Source organism: Alicyclobacillus fructus (assembly GCF_017329605.1).
GTDB lineage: Bacteria > Bacillota > Bacilli > Alicyclobacillales > Alicyclobacillaceae > Alicyclobacillus > Alicyclobacillus fructus.
Map to the genome: position 1 here is coordinate 17600 of NZ_JAFMTY010000025.1, position 18023 is coordinate 35622.

The 18023-nt window shown below is 61.9% G+C and carries 20 protein-coding genes; 5 read left to right on the forward strand and 15 right to left on the reverse strand.

What is annotated here, in order from left to right; all coding sequences use genetic code 11:
• Positions 1 to 41 precede the first annotated feature (41 nt).
• Positions 42 to 737: a DUF502 domain-containing protein gene (locus tag J3481_RS12225; protein WP_206832430.1), complete on the reverse strand. Its 696-nt coding sequence runs from the start codon at positions 735 to 737 to the stop codon at positions 42 to 44.
• A 6-nt stretch (positions 738 to 743) separates the two neighbouring features.
• Positions 744 to 1793 (reverse strand): calcium/proton exchanger, encoded by a 1050-nt coding sequence (cax, locus tag J3481_RS12230; protein ID WP_407929336.1) that lies wholly within the window; start codon positions 1791 to 1793, stop codon positions 744 to 746.
• A 152-nt stretch (positions 1794 to 1945) separates the two neighbouring features.
• Between cax and J3481_RS12235 the strand changes: the two genes are divergently transcribed.
• A complete protein-coding gene (locus J3481_RS12235; RefSeq protein WP_206832428.1) occupies positions 1946 to 2311 on the forward strand; it encodes a hypothetical protein in 366 nt (121 codons plus the stop codon).
• A 7-nt stretch (positions 2312 to 2318) separates the two neighbouring features.
• Here the strand turns inward: J3481_RS12235 and J3481_RS12240 are convergent, their stop codons facing one another.
• On the reverse strand, positions 2319 to 2528 hold the full coding sequence (locus J3481_RS12240; RefSeq protein ID WP_206832427.1) for a hypothetical protein: 210 nt from the start codon (positions 2526 to 2528) through the stop codon (positions 2319 to 2321).
• Entirely contained in the window at positions 2525 to 3406 is an 882-nt protein-coding gene (locus J3481_RS12245) for a DUF72 domain-containing protein (RefSeq protein WP_206832426.1), read from the reverse strand. The genes J3481_RS12240 and J3481_RS12245 overlap by 4 nt, the downstream gene beginning before the upstream one ends.
• A gap of 102 nt (positions 3407 to 3508) precedes the next feature.
• Here J3481_RS12245 and J3481_RS12250 point away from each other — a divergent pair, with 102 nt between their 5' ends.
• Positions 3509 to 3694 carry a hypothetical protein gene (locus J3481_RS12250; RefSeq protein ID WP_206832425.1) on the forward strand — a complete coding sequence of 62 codons (186 nt, stop codon included), beginning with the start codon at positions 3509 to 3511 and terminating at the stop codon, positions 3692 to 3694.
• Positions 3695 to 3781: 87 nt separating this feature from the next.
• A complete protein-coding gene (locus tag J3481_RS12255; RefSeq protein ID WP_206832424.1) occupies positions 3782 to 4804 on the forward strand; it encodes an LCP family protein in 1023 nt (340 codons plus the stop codon).
• A gap of 19 nt (positions 4805 to 4823) precedes the next feature.
• Here J3481_RS12255 and J3481_RS12260 read toward each other — a convergent pair whose 3' ends face one another.
• From J3481_RS12260 to cls, 7 genes are all read right to left on the reverse strand, one after another.
• A complete protein-coding gene (locus J3481_RS12260; protein WP_206832423.1) occupies positions 4824 to 5978 on the reverse strand; it encodes a glycosyltransferase in 1155 nt (384 codons plus the stop codon).
• Positions 5979 to 6002: 24 nt separating this feature from the next.
• A complete protein-coding gene (locus J3481_RS12265; protein WP_206832422.1) occupies positions 6003 to 6884 on the reverse strand; it encodes an NAD(P)-dependent oxidoreductase in 882 nt (293 codons plus the stop codon).
• Positions 6881 to 7363: a MarR family winged helix-turn-helix transcriptional regulator gene (locus J3481_RS12270; RefSeq protein WP_236011635.1), complete on the reverse strand. Its 483-nt coding sequence runs from the start codon at positions 7361 to 7363 to the stop codon at positions 6881 to 6883. The genes J3481_RS12265 and J3481_RS12270 overlap by 4 nt, the downstream gene beginning before the upstream one ends.
• 51 nt (positions 7364 to 7414) lie before the next feature.
• Entirely contained in the window at positions 7415 to 8071 is a 657-nt protein-coding gene (locus J3481_RS12275; RefSeq protein ID WP_206832420.1) for a TVP38/TMEM64 family protein, read from the reverse strand.
• Between the two features lie 119 nt (positions 8072 to 8190).
• Positions 8191 to 8385: a hypothetical protein gene (locus tag J3481_RS12280; protein WP_206832419.1), complete on the reverse strand. Its 195-nt coding sequence runs from the start codon at positions 8383 to 8385 to the stop codon at positions 8191 to 8193.
• A gap of 62 nt (positions 8386 to 8447) precedes the next feature.
• Positions 8448 to 9122, reverse strand: a complete 675-nt coding sequence (gene rpiA / locus J3481_RS12285; RefSeq protein ID WP_206832418.1) for a ribose-5-phosphate isomerase RpiA — start codon at positions 9120 to 9122, stop codon at positions 8448 to 8450.
• A gap of 15 nt (positions 9123 to 9137) precedes the next feature.
• Positions 9138 to 10586 (reverse strand): cardiolipin synthase, encoded by a 1449-nt coding sequence (gene cls / locus J3481_RS12290; protein ID WP_206832417.1) that lies wholly within the window; start codon positions 10584 to 10586, stop codon positions 9138 to 9140.
• A 228-nt stretch (positions 10587 to 10814) separates the two neighbouring features.
• Between cls and J3481_RS12295 the strand changes: the two genes are divergently transcribed.
• Complete coding sequence (locus J3481_RS12295) at positions 10815 to 11138, forward strand: DMT family transporter (RefSeq protein WP_206832445.1); 324 nt, start codon at positions 10815 to 10817, stop codon at positions 11136 to 11138.
• On the opposite strand, the gene J3481_RS12300 is transcribed toward J3481_RS12295, so the two are convergent.
• The 4 genes from J3481_RS12300 to J3481_RS12315 all read right to left on the reverse strand — a co-directional run bounded on the left by J3481_RS12300 (position 11089) and on the right by J3481_RS12315 (position 17032).
• The gene (locus J3481_RS12300) at positions 11089 to 12120 is read right to left on the reverse strand and encodes a cation diffusion facilitator family transporter (RefSeq protein ID WP_206832416.1); all 1032 of its coding nucleotides are present in this window, start codon (positions 12118 to 12120) and stop codon (positions 11089 to 11091) included. The two genes, J3481_RS12295 and J3481_RS12300, sit on opposite strands and share 50 nt — an antisense overlap.
• Before the next feature lie 146 nt (positions 12121 to 12266).
• A complete protein-coding gene (locus J3481_RS12305; RefSeq protein WP_206832415.1) occupies positions 12267 to 15461 on the reverse strand; it encodes an adenosylcobalamin-dependent ribonucleoside-diphosphate reductase in 3195 nt (1064 codons plus the stop codon).
• Positions 15462 to 15495: 34 nt separating this feature from the next.
• A complete protein-coding gene (nrdR, locus tag J3481_RS12310) occupies positions 15496 to 16005 on the reverse strand; it encodes a transcriptional regulator NrdR (protein WP_206832414.1) in 510 nt (169 codons plus the stop codon).
• 166 nt (positions 16006 to 16171) lie between these two features.
• Positions 16172 to 17032, reverse strand: a complete 861-nt coding sequence (locus J3481_RS12315; RefSeq protein WP_206832413.1) for an HAD-IIA family hydrolase — start codon at positions 17030 to 17032, stop codon at positions 16172 to 16174.
• A 174-nt stretch (positions 17033 to 17206) separates the two neighbouring features.
• Between J3481_RS12315 and J3481_RS12320 the strand changes: the two genes are divergently transcribed.
• Positions 17207 to 18019, forward strand: a complete 813-nt coding sequence (locus J3481_RS12320; protein ID WP_236011636.1) for an MBL fold metallo-hydrolase — start codon at positions 17207 to 17209, stop codon at positions 18017 to 18019.
• Positions 18020 to 18023 lie beyond the last annotated feature (4 nt).

The window sequence follows — 18023 nt, forward strand, 5'->3', positions numbered from 1 at the left end:
ATGTCCACCATTGTACAGGATCGCCCCCCATCCGTCACCGCTCACGCCCCGAAGGGCGGCGTTGGAGGAGGCTTCGGTCCTTCGCTCGCTTCCGCGCCAACCGGAGGAGGCGCCTGAGGCGCCTTCGCCTTCCCGTCGGTCTCCGCGTGGCGGGTCTCGCCGAGTCCAGCGGACAGCGCGAACCTCCAGGCGGACTCCGCGCTGAGATCCACAGGTTTGACGCGATCGCGCGGGACCATCACCGTCACCCCTGCGAACTGGAATGCGTTTGGGAGATAGACAGCCACCATCCGCCCCTCCGGATCGATGGCCTCAGGGAGGCTGTCGGAAGTGATAAAGCCGAGAACCAGGGCGCGCTCGTCAGGCCACATCACAAGCACGGGCGTCTGGAACGCTGTGCGGCGCCGGAACAAGTTTTCGATGAGCTCCTTGACGGTGGTGTACACCGTACGCACGACGGGAATATGCGTGAACAGCCGATCGGCCCATTGCAGCACAATCCGGCTGACATAGGCGCGCGACAACAGCCCGATGATGAACAGCGCGGCGAGCACAATCAGAAAGCCGAGCCCCGGAATGTGAAGATAGACCCATGGGATATACCAACTGACCAGTCCGTCCACCTGATTGACGACGAACACCACGACCCAGATGGCCAGCGCAAACGGCAACACGGTCGCGAGGCCGATTCCGAGGTACTGCGCCAGTTTTCGCAGGATCTCCTTCACACCGTTCATCTCCCGTCACCCCGTCAGGCTGTAGAATCCGGCCGCCAGCACCACGTACGCGCCGAACGCCATGGCGCCCTCCAGCCAATTGGACTCCCCGTCCATGACGAGGACCACGACCAGCAACACGGCCGCCATCATGCTGACCACCTCGGGCCACGTGAAGGCAAACGTGAAAGGAACCCCCATGAAAGCGCCGACGAAAAACAAAATGGGCGCGATGAACATGGCGACCTGAAGCGTGCTACCCACGGCAATCTCAAGCGACAGATCCATCCTGTTCTTCCACGCCATCCACACCGCGGAGGCGTGTTCCGCCGCGTTGCCAATGATGGCGACCACCACCACGCCGATGAAGACCTCGCTCCAGCCCAGGTGAACCGCAATGGATCGCACGGAGCCCACCAACCAGTCGCTCTCGAGGCTCACGAGGACGGTCGAGATGGCAAGCAGAACGATCTGGGCGAACACGGAGGATGTCGGCTTTTGCGCGTCATCCTCTTCGTGTTGAATCGCCTGAAACAGATCGCGGTGAGTGAACAGGCTGAAGTACAGGCCCAACAGATACACGACGAGGGAAACCGCGGCGGCCCCGTACGATAAGACCGGAGACACGTGTGCGGACGCGTGCGCAAATGCGGTCGGAACCACAAACGCGACGCCAATGCCCAGCATCAGCATGGATCCGTGGCTGCGGGCCACCCGCACGTTGAACTTCTGAATCGGATGGCGCAACCCCCCGACAAAGAACGAAAGGCCGAGGACGAACAGGAGATTGCTGATGATGGACCCGGTGATGGACGATTTCACCAACGGCACGAGGCCGTCCTTCAGTGAAAATACCCCGATGATGAGCTCGACGGCGTTCCCGAACGTCGCCGACAGGAGCCCGCCCAGGCGCTCGCCGGATCGCGCCGCGATGGCCTCCGTCGCGCGTCCCATGATGGCCGCGAGCGGGATGACAGCTGCGGACGACACAAAGAATTGCATCACCGGGCTGTGGAGCCACAGATGAACGCCAAGGCTCCAGGCCGTCAGGACCGCCGCGGCGATTGAGATGAGCACATTCAATCGCGTCTCTCCTCCTGGTGCCCGCTCGAGCACCATTTCTCAAAAATCTATCAAAACGATAACAGATCCACGGACTCCCTCGCACGCGCCTCGCCGAGTTTCGCGTGACAAGTGTGCTACAATGAGGCGAGAAAGGGGGACGCGCGATGTACGCATTTCCCAAGGTCAAGCGGCTTCGCGGGGAACTCAAGCGAAGTGAAATCCGCAATCAGGTGAAGTATCAACTGACGACGCGCGAATTCATCCAACAGCGGGGACGAACGACGTATCGAATCGCACTGGAACATATTCTTGGCATGGTGGAATGCTCAGATGCGGAGTACATTCGCCACGCCAAGCCGCTGTTTGGAAATTCCCCCGATCCGTTCGGAAAACCCTACAAAATCGTAACGCTCATGTTGCACCTCGTCACGGAGTCGGGCGTGATCGAGCAACATCGCGTTTCGTTCTACACCCGCCTTTCGCCCACGTTCGCGGCGCACATGGAGAGCCTGCTCTCTGGAGACGGGTGAGACGCCTTCAACGGTCCTTCGGGGCCCGGCGCTTCTTTCGGCTCGACCAAAACGCCCTGAGGTAGCGAACGCCAAGAATGGCGGCGCATGCCGCCACCACGCCATATCCCACCCATCGGATGCCCGAAGCGCCCGTCCAACGCGCGAGAAAATCCGAGCCTTCGTAGCTGGCGATGGCGACGCCGGCAAACATCCAGTTTGGATACCGTTCGTTCATGACAGGCCTCCATCATTCCCGTCACTCCACAGGCCGATCTGCACGCCCTGCTCGGCGAGAGGCCGGGGACGCCTAGCCAGTTGAAGCAGATCCAGCCAATCGAATGCATTCCACACGGCATCGTTGTTGGAGTTGTTGTTCATCAGAATGTGAACTTCGCGAACTTGCCCGTCCAGCCGCCGTACGTCCGGCAGGAGTTCGCGGAGTTCGTCCTTCGTATACCGATAGTGAAACCGTTCTTTGGACGAGGTGAGCCCCTTCTGGTTCCACGTCTCGCGATTCCGGCCGTGCATGCGGATGATGGCGAGATCGGGCACGGTGGCGCTCGGCACATAAGGAACTGTCGTTCGCCCCGCCTCCGGTTCATCACAAATCACGTGAACCGCGCCAAGCGCCTGCAGCCATTCCAACGTGCGCCCGGTGCGCTCTTCGGAAGCGCACCAACTGCGCTCTCGAAATTCTACCGCCACCCGGAGCGGATGCAGGAAATCCACCAGCCGCTCGACCGTCGCGCGATGTTGGCGCGTGGCGTCAAACCACGGGGGGAACTGGAGCAAGATCACCCCAAGCTGCCCTCGCTCCACCACAGGTTGGAGGCTGGCGAGAAACGCCTTGCCCTGCGCTCGCCGTTCCTCCGGCGAGAGGTCGCGCACATGCAAGGTCAGTGCGCCCGGAGCCTTGACGTGGAACGTGAACGACGGCTGCACCTGTGCCAGCCATCTTTCCCACACGTGCGACGCGACGAGGCCGTAAAAGGTGCTGTCGATCTCGACGAGATCGAAATACGAGGCGTAATAGGCAAGGCGAAACTCCCGGGGCCAGGTGCGAGGGTAGAAATCGTCGTGATCGTGAAAAGCGCACGTTCCCACGCGAATCATGCCAATCCCCCCGCCTCGGTGCCTTTGACCCCGTTCTTCGCAGATCGGTATAATGGTTGAGGTGCAATGCAATCTCTAGGTTCTGGATGGGAGATGAACGACATGGCGAGCGCTCAACACGCCATCCGCTGTCCGCACTGCGATCATACCTGGTTCCGGGAAGAACGCCAAGTCGAGCTGGACTCCAGTGTCGTGATCAAACCGGGCATGCCCGTCGAAGGCCGCGTCGTCCGGGAGCAGTACGTGTACGTGTGCGCCAACTGCAATCAGGTCTTATACCATGAGTGAATCACTCGGCAGCTGACGCTCGATGGATGCTCAGTATAAAGATCCCCATCTCCTCACACGATAACGGGGAGATGGGAGGGATCCCCCTTGAAGCGATACGGTCGGCGTCTCGTGGTGTGGCTGTCCATGGGTGCTGCGGCGTTCGGCGTCTGGCAGGCATGGTCCCAGGCGGAAAAGCCTCACGTCCACGCCCGCGGCGCAAAACCCGTGCCGCCGTCCATCACCTGGGCCGCGACGGACGCGGGCGTCACAAGGTTGAAGGGACGCGAAACCCTTTTGGTTTTGGGCAGCGACAAAAGGCCAACGGACCCCAACGGCAATGCGGACGTGCTCCTCGTCGCAAGCTTGGACGACAGCCATCGCCGCATTGAACTGCTGTCCATCCCGCGCGACACCCAGGTGGCCTTCCCAGACGGGCGCTATCATAAGATCAATGAATCCCTCGCGTCCGGCGGGCCTGAGGAGACGTGCATGCTCGTCGAGCGCTTGATTGGCCTTCCCATCGACCACTACGCCATCGTGAGGTTCGACGCGCTGGTCCGCATGGTCGACCGCATCGGCGGGCTCGACATCGACGTGCCGCGCAATATGGATTATCGCACGGGGGACAAGGTGTATGGCACCATCCACCTGCGAAAAGGCCACCATCACCTCAACGGCGAGCAAGCCCTCCAGTTTGTCCGTTACCGCCACGACGCCCTTGGCGACATCGGGCGCACCGAGCGGCAGCAGGCGTTCCTCGTGGCGCTCAAAGATCAGTTGCTCCGCCCACAGACGCTGCCCCGCCTGCCCCAGGTCGCACTTGACGCGTGGAAGATGATCGACACCGATATGTCCTTCGCCGACCTCTCGCGCCTCGCGGCGCGTGCACCGCAGTACAAGAGCTATCGAACAGTGTACACGACGCTCCCGGGCTCCTTCCACGATCCCGACCCGTCCATTCCCGGCGATTTGAGCTACTGGGTGGTGAACCCGGCCGAAGCTCGATATGTCGCCAAGAGGTTTTTTGCCGACGGCGAAGTTCCGCCTCGCATCATCCAGGATCCGCGCGAGACGCGCACCTGGCTTCCGCCAGAGACCCGCGCCGCGCGCAACCACGCAACGGAGTGAACCTCGGCGGAGATCCCCGTCAGGCACCCGTCTTCGCCCGCACCATCGAATCCCGAATCGACTCGCGCGTGACCACGACAGCTTCTCCGCGCGATTCGCGCTCGATGTTCCGCCAGGTCACGCGGCTGTTCATCCAATACGACCACGCCGTCGAGACCAGAATGCCTATCGCCTGACCCACCGGAACGGGTACGCCCCAACCTTCACACACGCGCATGACCAAGGTCGTGATGGCGATCCCGACGAAGGAGATGCCGATAAACAACGGCAGTTTCCATCCCCATCCGCGTCCGGACGAATCGGATTTCCAGGTGACGCGATCGTTCCACAAGTAGTTGTTCAGCATCGCCACGAACGAAGCGATGACGGACGCCACGGTGTCCCGCACATGAAAGCCGTACCACAAGAGGCTCAGGACCGCTTCATTGACGATCACACCCGACAATCCGATCAGGCAAAACAGAAAGAAGCGCCGATCCGCCGGGCTCTGACTCACGAGCCGGACGAGATGCCGAAAGTAGTTCCATTGCTCCTTCAGGCTCATCTTCGACTCGCCAAAATCGCGAGCCAGGAATTCGTAAGCCATTTCGTGCACGCTGCGGTAGCGCCCCTTGACCAGCACCTCGATCAGGATTTTCCATCCGATCGGGTTCAGATCCACGCCTTCGATGACCTCGCGACGCAGACCGAAAAAGCCGCTCGTGCAGTCGGAGATGTTCCGCAGGCGACGCAGCGCAAGCTGGCCGATCACCCTCGCCGTCCAGGAGATGAGCTTGCGCAGCGGCCCAAGGCCTCCATCCGAACCGCCTTCGACAAAACGGCTGGGAATGACGATGTCGATCCCGGACTCCAGCCGCTCATAGATGGCCGGGAGAAGTTCCGGGGGATGCTGCAGATCCGCGTCCATCACAATCAGGTATCGACCCCGCGCCCGTTCGAACCCGCGGACGACCGCGCTTGCGAGGCCCCGCTCGTGATCGCGGTGGAACACGTGAACGCAGGGATCCCGGGCCTCCAAATCGCGTAGGACCTCAACCGTGTCATCGCGGCTGTCATCGACAAACCAGATCTCATACAGAATCCCCAGCGGGTCGAGCGCGCGATGCAATCGCTCGACCAGGGGATGGATATTGTCTCGCTCGTTGTAGGTCGGGATCACCACACTGACGTCCACGCACAAAGCCTCCTTGCGCCAGGCTCAGGCATCTGGGGCCCGTCCCGTTTCACCGTCGCGAAACCAGGTGGTCAGCGCGGCCATGTCGAGATCGGCGAGCGGGCCGTCAGCCGCGCGCCGGAGCAGATCCCGCGCCAAGCCGGCCATGGGGGTCTGCGCTCGCCAGTGCTCGCTGGCTTCGGTGAACAGGCGGATGTCCTTAGCCAAATGTTTCACTGGAAACTGGGGGTTGAACTCCCCTGACTCGATCATGGGGCGCTTGCCCGCATACACGGCCGGCCAAACGGAACTCGTTTCCAGAACCGCCATGGCCGTGCGCACGTCGAAACCGGCGCGGTCCGCGAAGGCGAGCGCCTCCCCTAGGGACAGCATCGACATCGCGAGCAAATAGTTCACCATCAACTTCATCGCTGCACCGTTGCCAACATTGCCAAGCCTGTGAATGACATGAGCCATCGTGCGCAGGTAAGGCAGTGCGGCGTCGATGTCCGCTTCCTTCCCGGCCACCAACGCCACCAGCTTGCCCTCTTCCGCCGGCCTGGTGGTGCCGAGCACAGGCGCCTCCACGTACCCAATTCCGTGCGCTTGCACACGATCCGCGAGCCGCACGGAATCCTCGACGCCCACCGTGCTCATGTTGACCACGACGCTCCCAGGCTCCATTGAGCCGATGGCGCCGGAATCGATGAGCGCCGCTTCCACCGCGGCGGCATCGGCCAGCATGAGAAACGTCAGGCGACATCCCCGCGTTGCTTCTGGCGCGCGCTGCGTGACCCGTACGTTTTTGGGCAGGTCCGGAATCTCCTTGGACGACCGGTTATACGCGATCACGTCTTCCCCGAGCGACGCCACCCGCTTCACCATGCGGCTGCCCATCAGTCCGAGACCCATCCAGCCAATGGTCATGGTGCATCCTCCTGTTTCGAACGCGGACTCGATCCGCAGGGGTTCTCGTCCAGGATTGCCACCAACCGCTCCAGAAGTTCGACGAACTTCCGCGCGTCGGATTCCCCAAGCTTGTCCAGAAGCTGGGCAATCTTGGCGGCTCGATTTCTCGTGAGCTCGCGCAGATGGGACCGACCGCGTTCGGTCAGAATCACGTACACGACCCGCCGATCTTCGCTCGATCGCACGCGCTCGACATAACCGAGGCGGACAAGTTCATCGCAAACCTGCGTAATCGCTCCGGGACTTAAGCCCGCGATGCGCGCCAAATCGGACGACTTGGCCTGCGGCACCAGGCTCAGATGCCGGAGCACGAAGGCCTGCGTGTGCGTCAAACCAAACTTGTCCTCCGTGAAGTGCGAACGCATCCCGCGGAAAAACCGCTCCATGATTGTGTCGAGCCGCTGTGCGATATCCAGGCGATCCCCGTTCACCCACATTCACTCCACGTATGTAATGTTCCGCAACCCACCGAGCCGTCTACGAGAGGATCACTTTGTGCGACCGTTCCGCCCCACGCGGCGGCGCAAAAGCGCCGCAAACACCCCGAGCGCCGCAAGCGGAATGCAGCCCAGGAGGATGTAAATCCAGTTCCCGAACACGCCCGCATACACAAGGGCCACGCCGAGATAATAGGGCACCATGGCCACCACGGCCGTCCACGTGTACGCCCACAGCGATGTGGCCGGAATCATTCCGGCGACATAGTTCACGAGGAAGGCGGGCACGGGAAGCAGCCTCGCGAGAAGCAAACCCAAGCTCCCCCACTCGCGTACCCAGTGATTGACCTGCTCAAACCGCTCGTGGTTCTGCACGCGCTCAAGCATGATGCGCGTAAAGTGGCGGGCGATGAAAAAAATAAGAATCGAGCTGATGGTGGATCCGATCCACGCATAGGTCGTTCCCGCGACGACGCCGAACACGCGCAGGAAAATGATCAAGAGCCCTTCGGACGGGATGGGCGTCAGGCACCAGATCACCATAATCGCGATGGCCCAGACCACGCCCCAGAATCCCCACGACTGAATCCAATCGGTCAAACGGTGATTCCGGTCCAAGTAGAGAACCACCACCGCCACCAGGGCGCCCGACAGGATCATCGCAATGGTGCGCCAATCTGTGAGCAGTTGCTTAACAAACCCCGCCACATCCACGACTCCCCGCTATCATTCCACTCTCTTTCACAGTATCAGACTGTCGGCAAAGGTTCAAACGCGATCGAAGGGCGGCGGGCATCGAACATTCCCGCCGCCTCCGGCGAAGTGGTTCATCGAGGCTGAATGGGCGAAGTCCGCTTCTGGCCAATGCGCTCTGCGTCTTCGGGCTTCGGCGTCAAAGTGTGCTCGTCGGGCGTGTCGCGAATCGCCCACTGCTCCATCGCCTGTCGATCGCCCTCCGCGAGCAGCTTCTCTCCGAAATTGCGCATTGGCGGCCCGGGTTTTCGGTGTGTTTCACCCTGCATGGGCCATCCCTCCCGTGCCTTACCGTGCCCCTCCCCGCCGTATGTATGCGCTTGAGCCGTCTTCAAGCCTCTGACTTTTTGCGCCAGACCACGCCTGCATCCGTGCCGACCGCCACCTCGCTCGCCATGTCGATGAACAGCCCCGACTCGACGACGCCCGTCGTGAGCTTGAGGCGGCGCGCCAAATCGGCCGGATCGTGGACCTCGTCGAATACGGTGTCGAGAATGTAATTGTGATTGTCGGTGACGAACACCTCACCGTCGCGCTCCCGAAGCGTCCACCGCCCGCCCAGTTGCTCGATGCGCCGCGCCGTGGTCTCCCACGCAAACGGCACGACTTCGACGGGAATCGCGAGCCCAGACAGCGAATCGTACAGCTTGCTGTCATCGACGACGATGATCAGCTCGTCAGAAATGGAAGCGACCAACTTTTCGCGCAACAGTGCGCCGCCTCCGCCTTTGATGAGCTGTAGATCGGGCGTGACCGCGTCCGCGCCGTCGATGGTGAGGTCGAGCCGCGGACAACTGCGAAAATCGGTGAGCGGGATGCCGAGCTCACGCGCCAACCGTTCCGTCTCGCGAGATGTGGGGATGGCGACGATGTCGAGCCCTTCCCGCACGCGCCGTCCCACTTCGACAATCGTATAGTAGGCCGTCGATCCCGTCCCCAGGCCGACCTTCATGCCGGAACAAATCCGATTTGCGGCCTCTTCCCCCGCCATTCGCTTCTTTTCCATCCTCGAACTCCCTTTCTACAGAATCGGAGACAGCAGCCTGGCACAACTCTCCATGATGCGCTCGGCTCTGGGCCTTGTTCGATATTGCTCCAGTGTCAATCTATCACATTTCTCGAGATCGCGCTCGAACAGATCCGCGAGATGCCCGCTTTTGTCGCGATCGAAGATGAGCGCGTTCACTTCGAAGTTCAACTTGAAGCTTCGGATGTCGATATTCGCCGTTCCAACGGAAGCCAGTTCCCGGTCCGTCACCACCATTTTGGCGTGCAAAAAACCATCGCGGTACAAATAGCACTGCACGCCGGCCTGAAGCAGATCGCCGAGATAAAACCTGGACGCCCAAAACACCCAAAGGTGATCCGGTTTTCCAGGCAACATGACCTTGACGTCCACACCGGACAAGCTCGCGATTTTGAGCGCGGTAAGCAAGCTGTCGTCCGGCACGAAGTAGGGCGTCTGAATGTAGATACTTTCCTTCGCCGCGTAAATCATCTTGATGTAGGCGTTGCGAATTTGTTCCCAGTCGGTGTCCGGACCGCTCGCCACCACCTGCATGCCCGTGGTGCCTGTGCGACCGTTGATCCTCGGGAAATAGCGGTCGTCGAACTCCAGCGGCTGAGGGGACGATGAATTCCAATCCAACAAAAAGATGGATTGCAACTCCAGGATCGCGCTGCCCTCGATGCGAAGATGCGTATCCCGCCAAAAGCCGAAGCGCTCGTCTTTGCCGAGGTACTCATCTCCCACGTTGAAGCCGCCCACGTAGGCCACGCGCCCGTCGATGACCGCGATTTTCCGGTGGTTGCGGTTGTTCATGCGCAAGTTGACGTACGGGATGCGAGACGGAAAGAACGCAGCGACTTCGCCGCCGGAACGCAGCAACGGTTCGAAGAACGACTTCGGCGTCCAAGCGCAGCCCACGGCGTCGTACAGGAGCCGCACCTCGACGCCCTGCCGCGCCTTTTCCGCCAGAAGGTGGACGAGCCGCGCGCCGAGATCGTCCGGCCGGAAGATGTAATATTCCAGATGCACATGGTCTTTCGCCCGCCGAATGTCTTCGAACAGGGACTCAAACTTGTCCACGCCGCGGACAAACACGTCCACGCGATTGTCCTCGGTATAGATGGCATAGGCCGTCTTGAGGTTGAGGGCGATCAGGTCGGCATGGCGCTGGGCCGCAGGCTCTGCGTACGCCAGGTCTCCCGCCTCGACCTGACGGCGCTGACGCTCTGCGGCGCGCGCCACCCAGGGCGCGTTCCGAAGGCGAAATCGCGCGAGGCGATAACGGCTGACGTGTTGCCCGAAAAGCACGTAGAGAATGAAGCCACCGACGGGAATGAACAACAGCACCATGAGCCACGCCCACGTCACGGCGGCGTTGTGGCGCTCCACAAAAATGATCACGCAGGCCGTGACGAGATCGAGCGCGAAAATAAGCAAGTACGCGATGTGCAACCACGACATGTCCGTTCTCCATTCCGGCATGGCGCCAGGCGCAGGCGCGTTACGGGCGCGCCCGCAGCACCGGCCAGACGAGCGGCGCAAACGCGATGCAAAACGCCGCGATCGCCATCCATTTGTGATATGCTTGATCTGTGGGATACGTCATCTCCGGCACCTCCACACGCGGCTGTGCTATAGCGTATGCGCTTGTGCCCGTCTGCGACGTCTCCCGGGGAGGAGTGAAGCGCTCTGAACGCTTGGTTCTTGGCGGCAGCCATTGCCTGTGAAGTCTTCGCCACCTCGATGCTCAAATGGACACAAGGGTTTTCAAGGCTGTGGCCGTCATTGGCCGTCGTGGTCGGTTACGCCCTGTCCTTCTACGCGCTCTCCCAAGCGCTTCGCACCATCCCCATCGGCGTCGCGTACGCCATTTGGTCGGGCGTCGGCACCGCTGCGATGGTCGCCATCGGCGCGTTGTTCTACCGACAACCCGTCACGCCCGTCATGATGCTCGGCATCGGCCTCATCGTCGCTGGCGTCGTCCTGTTGAATCTCCACCGCCCGCTCCATTGACGTGAGCATGGGGCGCGCCCTGACCCTCTTGGGCGCAAAAGACGCTGGGATCATGCGGATGGGCTTCGTCTTCCACCTGCACGGTGACGTGACCGATGTTGAGATGCTGCAGCCGATGCTCAATTTCCCGAATGACGCCCTGTGTCTCCGACACGGTCATGACGCCATCCATTTCGACGTGGCAGGACAGGGCATTCCGCCCGTTGGCGATGGACCAGATGTGGAGGTCGTGGACGCCGCGAACGCCTTCGACCGAGAGGATGGCCTTCACCACGTCGCCAGCATTCACATCCGCCGGCGCGCCCTCCATCAGGATTCGCGTCGCGCGGCGCGCCAAGCGAATGGCGCCGTATGCGATGACGAGCGAGATGGCCACGCTCAAAATGGGATCAATCGGATACCAGTGCGTGCACGCGATCACGACCGCCGCGGCGATCACGCCGAGCGACGCGGCCATATCGCCCAACATGTGGAGCACCGCGCTCTGCACGTTCAGATTGTCCCCGCCGCGCATGGCAAGCGCCATGCCCAGGTTGATCACGACGCCCACCAGGGCGCACACCGTCATCCACAGCGGCTCGATGGGACGAGGGTGTTCGAGTCGAGTCCAGGCTTCAACCACCACCCAGATCGTGACGCCGACAAGCAACAAGGAGTTCAGCAGTGCAGCCAAAATCCCTGCCCGATGATAGCCAAAGGTCATGCGGGCGTCCGTCGGCCTTTCCGCTTGTCGAAGCGCATACCACGACAGGCCAAGAGCGGCGAGATCCGTGAGCACGTGGCCCGCATCGGACAAAAGCGCCAGGCTCCCAGACACAAAACCGCCGACCACTTCCGCCAGGAAAATCAAGGTCGTCAGCCAGAATGCGAGGCGCATCTTGTCGGCCGGCGCGTGCACATGCAGCCATTCGCCGCCATGCGCATGCCCGCCCCCATGCGCGTGATGGTGAACATGAGAATGGCCTTCATGCGAATGAGACATCGCTCGTTCTCCTCGTGCATGGTCCCGCGGCGCAGACCGCGATCACCTTCACGATATTCGTTCCTCGCCCGCGGCGCAATACCGACCAGAGGCATCCTCCCACGGACATCAACGGGCGGCGCCACATCTCGAGCCGCCCGCACCGATCAACATTTGCTGTAGCCGCACGCTTCGCACTCGTAGCAGCCGCCCTGACGGATGAGCGTATGTTGATGACATTCAGGGCACCAGTCTTTCGCGATGGAGTACGCCCGCAGCTCAGACGGCTTCGCCGCATCCTCCTCCCGCGCGGACGTCGCCGCCTGACGCGAGGCCATGCGGCGGAGCGGGAACGTCTCCGCATGTTCGATCAGCGCCTTGGCAATGGCGTCTGGAACCGACGTGATCCGCTGAGCGCCAAAGCCCACCGCGTTTTGTCCCCCGATGCCCGAGAAGTGTTTCACCAACTCAGCCTCGCGGTTCGGGTTGTTCGATTCACGCAGATACAGGGTGATGGCCCGGCCAAGCGCCTCGTTGGCGGCATAGACATCCGAGCCCGCCTTCCCGACGTTCACAAACACCTCCGTCGCCATATGCGTGTCCGGATCGTCGTTGATGGTGATGAACGCTTTCCCGAGCGGCGTCTCTTTGCGATACGTCGCGCCATACAACACATCCGGCCGCCGGCGCTTCACATATCCGGCGGATGCGGTCTGCGCGGGCTGAGATGTGTTTTCGCCGGATGGCGAAGCAGAGCCAGATGCGGCCCCGTCCCCATCGCTCTGTCTGTCGTCCTTCTTCAGCGACAGCACCTGTTCACTGCGCGATCCGTCCCGATAAATCGTGATCCCCTTGCACCCGAGCTCGTAGGCGAGATCGTACAGCTTGACCGTATCCTCCACCGTGTACGAGTTCGGCGCATTGCATGTCTTCGAAATGGAGCTGTCGATCCATCGCTGTAGCGCAGCCTGCACGCGGACGTGCTCTTCCGGCGTGAGCTCCATCGCCGTCACGAAATAAGGCGGCAACTTGTCCTCTTCCGGATGTTCGCGCCGGTACTGCTCGACGATGGCCGCATGCTCTTCGAACAGGCCAAGGCGCGAATTGCGGAAGTACGACCACGCGTAGTAGGGTTCGCATCCGGTCGAGCAACCCACCATCGTCCCCGTCGTGCCGGTTGGAGCGATGGTCATCGTCGTCACGTTGCGGATGCCGTGCTTGCGAATCGCTTCGGCCACGTGTGGTCGCTCCGCCGCCATGTGGCGCATGAATCCCGACTGCAAAAACTTGTCGGCGTCAAACTTCGGGAACGGGCCATACTCCTTGGCCAACTCCACCGACTCGAGATACGCCCACTCGGCCATGAGCCCCATCAACACGTCGATCAGCTTGACGCTTTCTTCCGATCCGTAGCGAATGCCGCAGTAAAGCATCAGATCGTGCAGCCCCATGATGCCGAGCCCCACGCGTCGCTCGGACATCTGGTTCTGCCGGTTTTCTTCGAACGGATAATAGGTCGCGTCGATTACGGCGTCCTGAAAGCGAATGCCTCTGCGCGTGGTCTGCTCGAGCTCTTCCCAGCGGATATGATGCAGAAGAAATTCAGCCTCGTCCGCCGGGAACTTCTCCAGTAGTCGGGATCGCACGTAGGCCTCGCGCTCCGGGTCGGAGAAGTCCGTTCGGATGCCGCTGTCGCGGAAACCGTTGGCAAACCGGGCCAGGACGACGGCGCCGAGGTTGCAGATGCCGTACGGCGGAAGCGGCTGTTCGCCGCACGGATTGGTCGCGACGAGCGGATTGAAGTACCACGAGTTGCTCATCGCGTTGGCCCGGCCCAAAAACACGACGCCCGGCTCCGCGGACTTCCACGCCGATTCGCAGATGTCGCGCCAAAGGTCCGCGGCGGAGACGGTCTCCGTCACTTCGAACGGCTTGCCTTCGTCGATCCAGCGGCCGAAGTCCCCGTCGAATGCATCGCGGTATGCCGCCGGCACGAAACCGAGCTGCCACGGTTGTCCCGCTCGCTTGGCGCGCATGAACTCCTCGGACACGCCCACGCTGATATTCGCGCCCGTGATGACGCCATCCACCTGCTTCGCGCGGATAAACTTCGGCAGGTCCGCGTGACGGTCGTTGAGAATGAGCATGAGCGCTCCGCGGCGCGACCCGCCCTGGAGGGTGAGCTGGCATCCCACGCTCATGATCTCGCCGACGCCAACGGGCCCGAAGCCGTCTCCGAACACCTGATTTCCCTTGTCGTACAAGAGCCCCCACGAGTAAGCGCCGGAGGATCGCCCGTTGACGCCGCGCACATAACTGTACCGCGGGCGAAGGGACGACAGGATGAGGGACACGCGCTTGCCGTCCCGCATCGCCTCCCACATATCCCCAAGCGTTCTGGCAATGGTACTGCGGCTGTCTCCCGGGCTCAGGCAGAAGCCGACGGCCTGCGGGACGAGATGCGCGTCGGACGACAGGATTTTTTCCATCAGCTCGCGGGCGCGAACGCGGCTGTGTTCCTCGACGGGCAGGCCCTGACGGGACCAGGCGTCGAGATCGCCCGTCCAGATCTCGTCATACCTTTCCACCGAGGTGTCCGGAAAACGAAACACCCATTCGTCGTCCTCCTCGACGGCTCGCCAGAACGCGGCATCGGCGCGGACGAGCTTCGTGGAGTGCGGATATTCGGTCTCCAGAAAGTCCAGAAGATCCGGATGCCAGGCGTCCAGAACCAGCATCAACTCCGCCTTGCGCGACTCACGGCTCACAGGAATCAGGGTGCCTTGTGGCGGAATGCGAGAAAGGTTCATGCCAACGCCGCCGCTTCGCGCCTGGATTTCGAGCGTCTGGCCAAACGACTCGGCATAATCGCGCAGATCCGGGCCGACGTTGGGAATGACGAAACAGTTGTAACTCGTCACCTGCATGCCCGTTCCAAGGGACGCATTGATCCGCCCTCCAGGCACGTAGCGCCAGCCCTTCTGGAGCTCGTAGAACGCCTCTTCCCATACCTCCGGCTGACGCGTGACGGCCGCGGCTCCGCGCGCGACGCGCCGCCACATTTGCCGAGGCGAGGTCTCCAGGAGCACGTCCACCTGACTCACCGGAAGGTCGACAAGCGATCCATCCCGCAGCTCGACCGTCACCTGATCCGCGTCGCGATCCACCGACTTCACGCGCGCCAGCTCGTGATATGCGCGCTTTTTGTCCAACACCGCGACGACCAGCGCTCCCGGCGCGAGCGCCTCTTTGCGGATATCCTTCAACAGATACCGATCGGCGACGATCTTTTCGCCGGTCGGCCCCAAGTAGTCGTCGTCGTTCAGATCCAACATGGGCCGTTCCCGTTGTTCGATGGCCATTCAAATCCTCCCTCTCTCCGCAAGCGAACCGCGTTCAATCCTCGGAGGGCTTGTCCGCCTGCACCGGCCGATCCGCCCCGCGGGTCCGATCTCCGATGAGCGCGAGCACTTCCTTCAGAAGCGTCTCGACATCGCGAAATTCCCGATACACGCTCGCAAAGCGGACATACGCAACCCCGTCGAGCTGCCGTAGTGCGTCCATGACCCGCTCGCCAATCACCGAGGACGGCACCTCACGCTCATACTCGAGCCGGAGCTTTCGCTCGATCTCGTCGCACACGGACTCCAGCGTCTCCGCGGGGATGGGGCGCTTCTCGCAAGCCTTCATGATGCCGCGATACAGCTTGTCCCGCGAAAACTCCTCCCGCTTCTGATCTTTCTTGACCACCATGAGCGGCCGTTGCTCCACCCGTTCGTACGTGGTGAAACGCCGTCCGCAGGTTTCCTGAATGCACTCCCGCCGGCGCCGAATGGTCGTCCCGTCCTCGCCGGGCCTGGACTCGATGACGCGCGTGTTGTCCGCTCCGCAGTATGGGCATCTCATGTCCGTCACCCCCGTGCGCATCGGGCACTTCGCGGAATCCCGCGCAGATGGCCGGCCGATGGTCTATATGTAGTGTCAGTAACTCGAGTCACCGCGATTATAAACGCTATATCTGCGTCAGACAAGCGTCAAATCCGTTGAACTTTCGAGAGGATTCTTGGCGCTTTCAATCCAGAGACACCAAACAAGCGACGGAATCGACCATCCAGTCGGGCGCCTCCGTAGGATGGATTTCTCCCGCGAGGCCGGACTTGACCCACACCGTGGGCACGCCCGCCAGCCGCCCCGCGGCGATGTCCGTCTCCACGTTGTCGCCGACGATCACGACTTCGTCCGCGCGCAGCTGGAACCTGCGAAGCGCGTAGTGGACAAAGGACGGATCGGGCTTGCCGGTTACGAACATGTCGGCGGAAGATGCGGTCTGGACAAACGCGCCAAGCGCGCCGTTTCCGGGCATGAATCCGTCCTCGACGGGAAGCCTTCGGTCAGGATTCGTGAGGACCATCCACCCCACGCGATGGGCCACACGCGCAAGAACCGCCAAATCGCCGTAGCAAGCGTCTGGCGCCAGGCCCACGGCCGCTGCGACGGCTCTTTTCACCCAATCTGCCCGCAGGTCCTCCGCGCGGGCACGCCTCGGATCAAGTCCCTCGTCGCGAAGCGCCTGCTCTAAACCCGGTCCGCCCACAAAAGCGACGATCGGGGAACCCTCTTCCGCCGTCTCCGAGACGCGCTCGCGAATCAGGGACGCGGCGGACTGGGCTGACGTCGCCACTTCGCCGGGATGAGCTTCGATGCCGAGATCGCACAGAAACGCGGCCACTTGATCAGGCGTCCGCGAAGAGTTGTTGGTGAAAAAGATCGGTTGGATGCCTCGCGAGCGCAAGGCCTGGACAAAGGCTGGCGCGCCTTGGATAACCTGGCGCCCCCGAAACAACGTGCCGTCGAGATCCAACAGAGCGCCTTTGAAACCTGATTGCCAGAATGATTCCACCGGTTTTCCCCCGGGGAACGTTGCTTGATCCACGCGGATCGCCCCCCTTTCCAGCCAAACGGCAGATTGAGTGTATCACACGATGAGGGGACAAATTGACCCGGCTCGCACAAACTTTTAACATGAAACTGATTGTCAAAGAGACGGAGGGGTCTCGCCTTGTCGAACGCAGGGCCTTGGGAGGCCGTGTTGCCGGGAGTTTGGCGTATGACCGTCGCGTACCCGAACGTGTTGCCCGATGGAACCGTCAATCTGTATGCGATTCAGGACGGCGAGGAGGCCGTGATCGTCGACGGGGGTGCCACGGGAGACCATCTTGACGCGTTGGAACGGCATCTTCGCGAGTGCGGTGTGCGGCGAGTGACGGCGTTGGTTGCAACACACTATCACGTCGATCATACCGCGGGTATGCCCGAGCTCAAAGCGCGGCTCCAGGCGCCGGCCTTCATGCACCCGCTTGACGTCGCCGCCTTTGACCGCGCGTTTCCGCATGCCGCGGGAACCTTCGAAGCGTGCCCCGCGAGACTGCGCGCAGGCCAGCGCGACTTGTGGGTCATCCATCAGCCAGGACACACCCACGGCCATTTGCACCTTTGGCTCCCGGACGTCAGGGCGATTTGGGTGGGGGATCACATGGTGGAAGAAGGTTCCGTATGGATTGGGCCGCCGGACGGCCACATGGCAGACTACTACCAGGCGCTCGAGGCCGTGATCAACTCCGACGCGATGGCCGCCTTGCCGGGCCATGGACCCGTCATCCGCCAGCCTCAACGGGCTGCTCATCGCCTCCGCGCCAGACGGGAGATGCGGGAAAAGCAGATGCTCGAGCTTTTGGCGGAAGGCCCGAAGGCGCTCGCCGAACTCACGAAAGCCCTGTACCCAGACGTTGACCCGCGCGCGCTGCCGTTCGCGCGCCACACAGTGATTGCGCACCTGGAGCACCTGGAGGAGCGGGGGCGGGTGCGCCGAATCATGTCCTCCGGGGACTGGACCATGCGATATGCACGCACTGAGGAGTGAAGTC

Excerpts from the sequence above, each read along its gene's own strand:
- J3481_RS12225 (WP_206832430.1), bottom strand. The coding sequence starts at position 737 with ATGAACGGTGTGAAGGAGATCCTGCGAAAACTGGCGCAGTACCTCGGA.
- J3481_RS12235 (WP_206832428.1), top strand. The coding sequence starts at position 1,946 with ATGTACGCATTTCCCAAGGTCAAGCGGCTTCGCGGGGAACTCAAGCGA.
- J3481_RS12240 (WP_206832427.1), bottom strand. The coding sequence starts at position 2,528 with ATGAACGAACGGTATCCAAACTGGATGTTTGCCGGCGTCGCCATCGCC.
- J3481_RS12245 (WP_206832426.1), bottom strand. The coding sequence starts at position 3,406 with ATGATTCGCGTGGGAACGTGCGCTTTTCACGATCACGACGATTTCTAC.
- J3481_RS12250 (WP_206832425.1), top strand. The coding sequence starts at position 3,509 with ATGGCGAGCGCTCAACACGCCATCCGCTGTCCGCACTGCGATCATACC.
- J3481_RS12265 (WP_206832422.1), bottom strand. The coding sequence starts at position 6,884 with ATGACCATTGGCTGGATGGGTCTCGGACTGATGGGCAGCCGCATGGTG.
- J3481_RS12270 (WP_236011635.1), bottom strand. The coding sequence starts at position 7,363 with ATGTGGGTGAACGGGGATCGCCTGGATATCGCACAGCGGCTCGACACA.
- J3481_RS12280 (WP_206832419.1), bottom strand. The coding sequence starts at position 8,385 with ATGCAGGGTGAAACACACCGAAAACCCGGGCCGCCAATGCGCAATTTC.
- rpiA (WP_206832418.1), bottom strand. The coding sequence starts at position 9,122 with ATGGAAAAGAAGCGAATGGCGGGGGAAGAGGCCGCAAATCGGATTTGT.
- cls (WP_206832417.1), bottom strand. The coding sequence starts at position 10,586 with ATGTCGTGGTTGCACATCGCGTACTTGCTTATTTTCGCGCTCGATCTC.
- J3481_RS12300 (WP_206832416.1), bottom strand. The coding sequence starts at position 12,120 with ATGTCTCATTCGCATGAAGGCCATTCTCATGTTCACCATCACGCGCAT.
- J3481_RS12305 (WP_206832415.1), bottom strand. The coding sequence starts at position 15,461 with ATGGCCATCGAACAACGGGAACGGCCCATGTTGGATCTGAACGACGAC.
- nrdR (WP_206832414.1), bottom strand. The coding sequence starts at position 16,005 with ATGAGATGCCCATACTGCGGAGCGGACAACACGCGCGTCATCGAGTCC.
- J3481_RS12320 (WP_236011636.1), top strand. The coding sequence starts at position 17,207 with ATGACCGTCGCGTACCCGAACGTGTTGCCCGATGGAACCGTCAATCTG.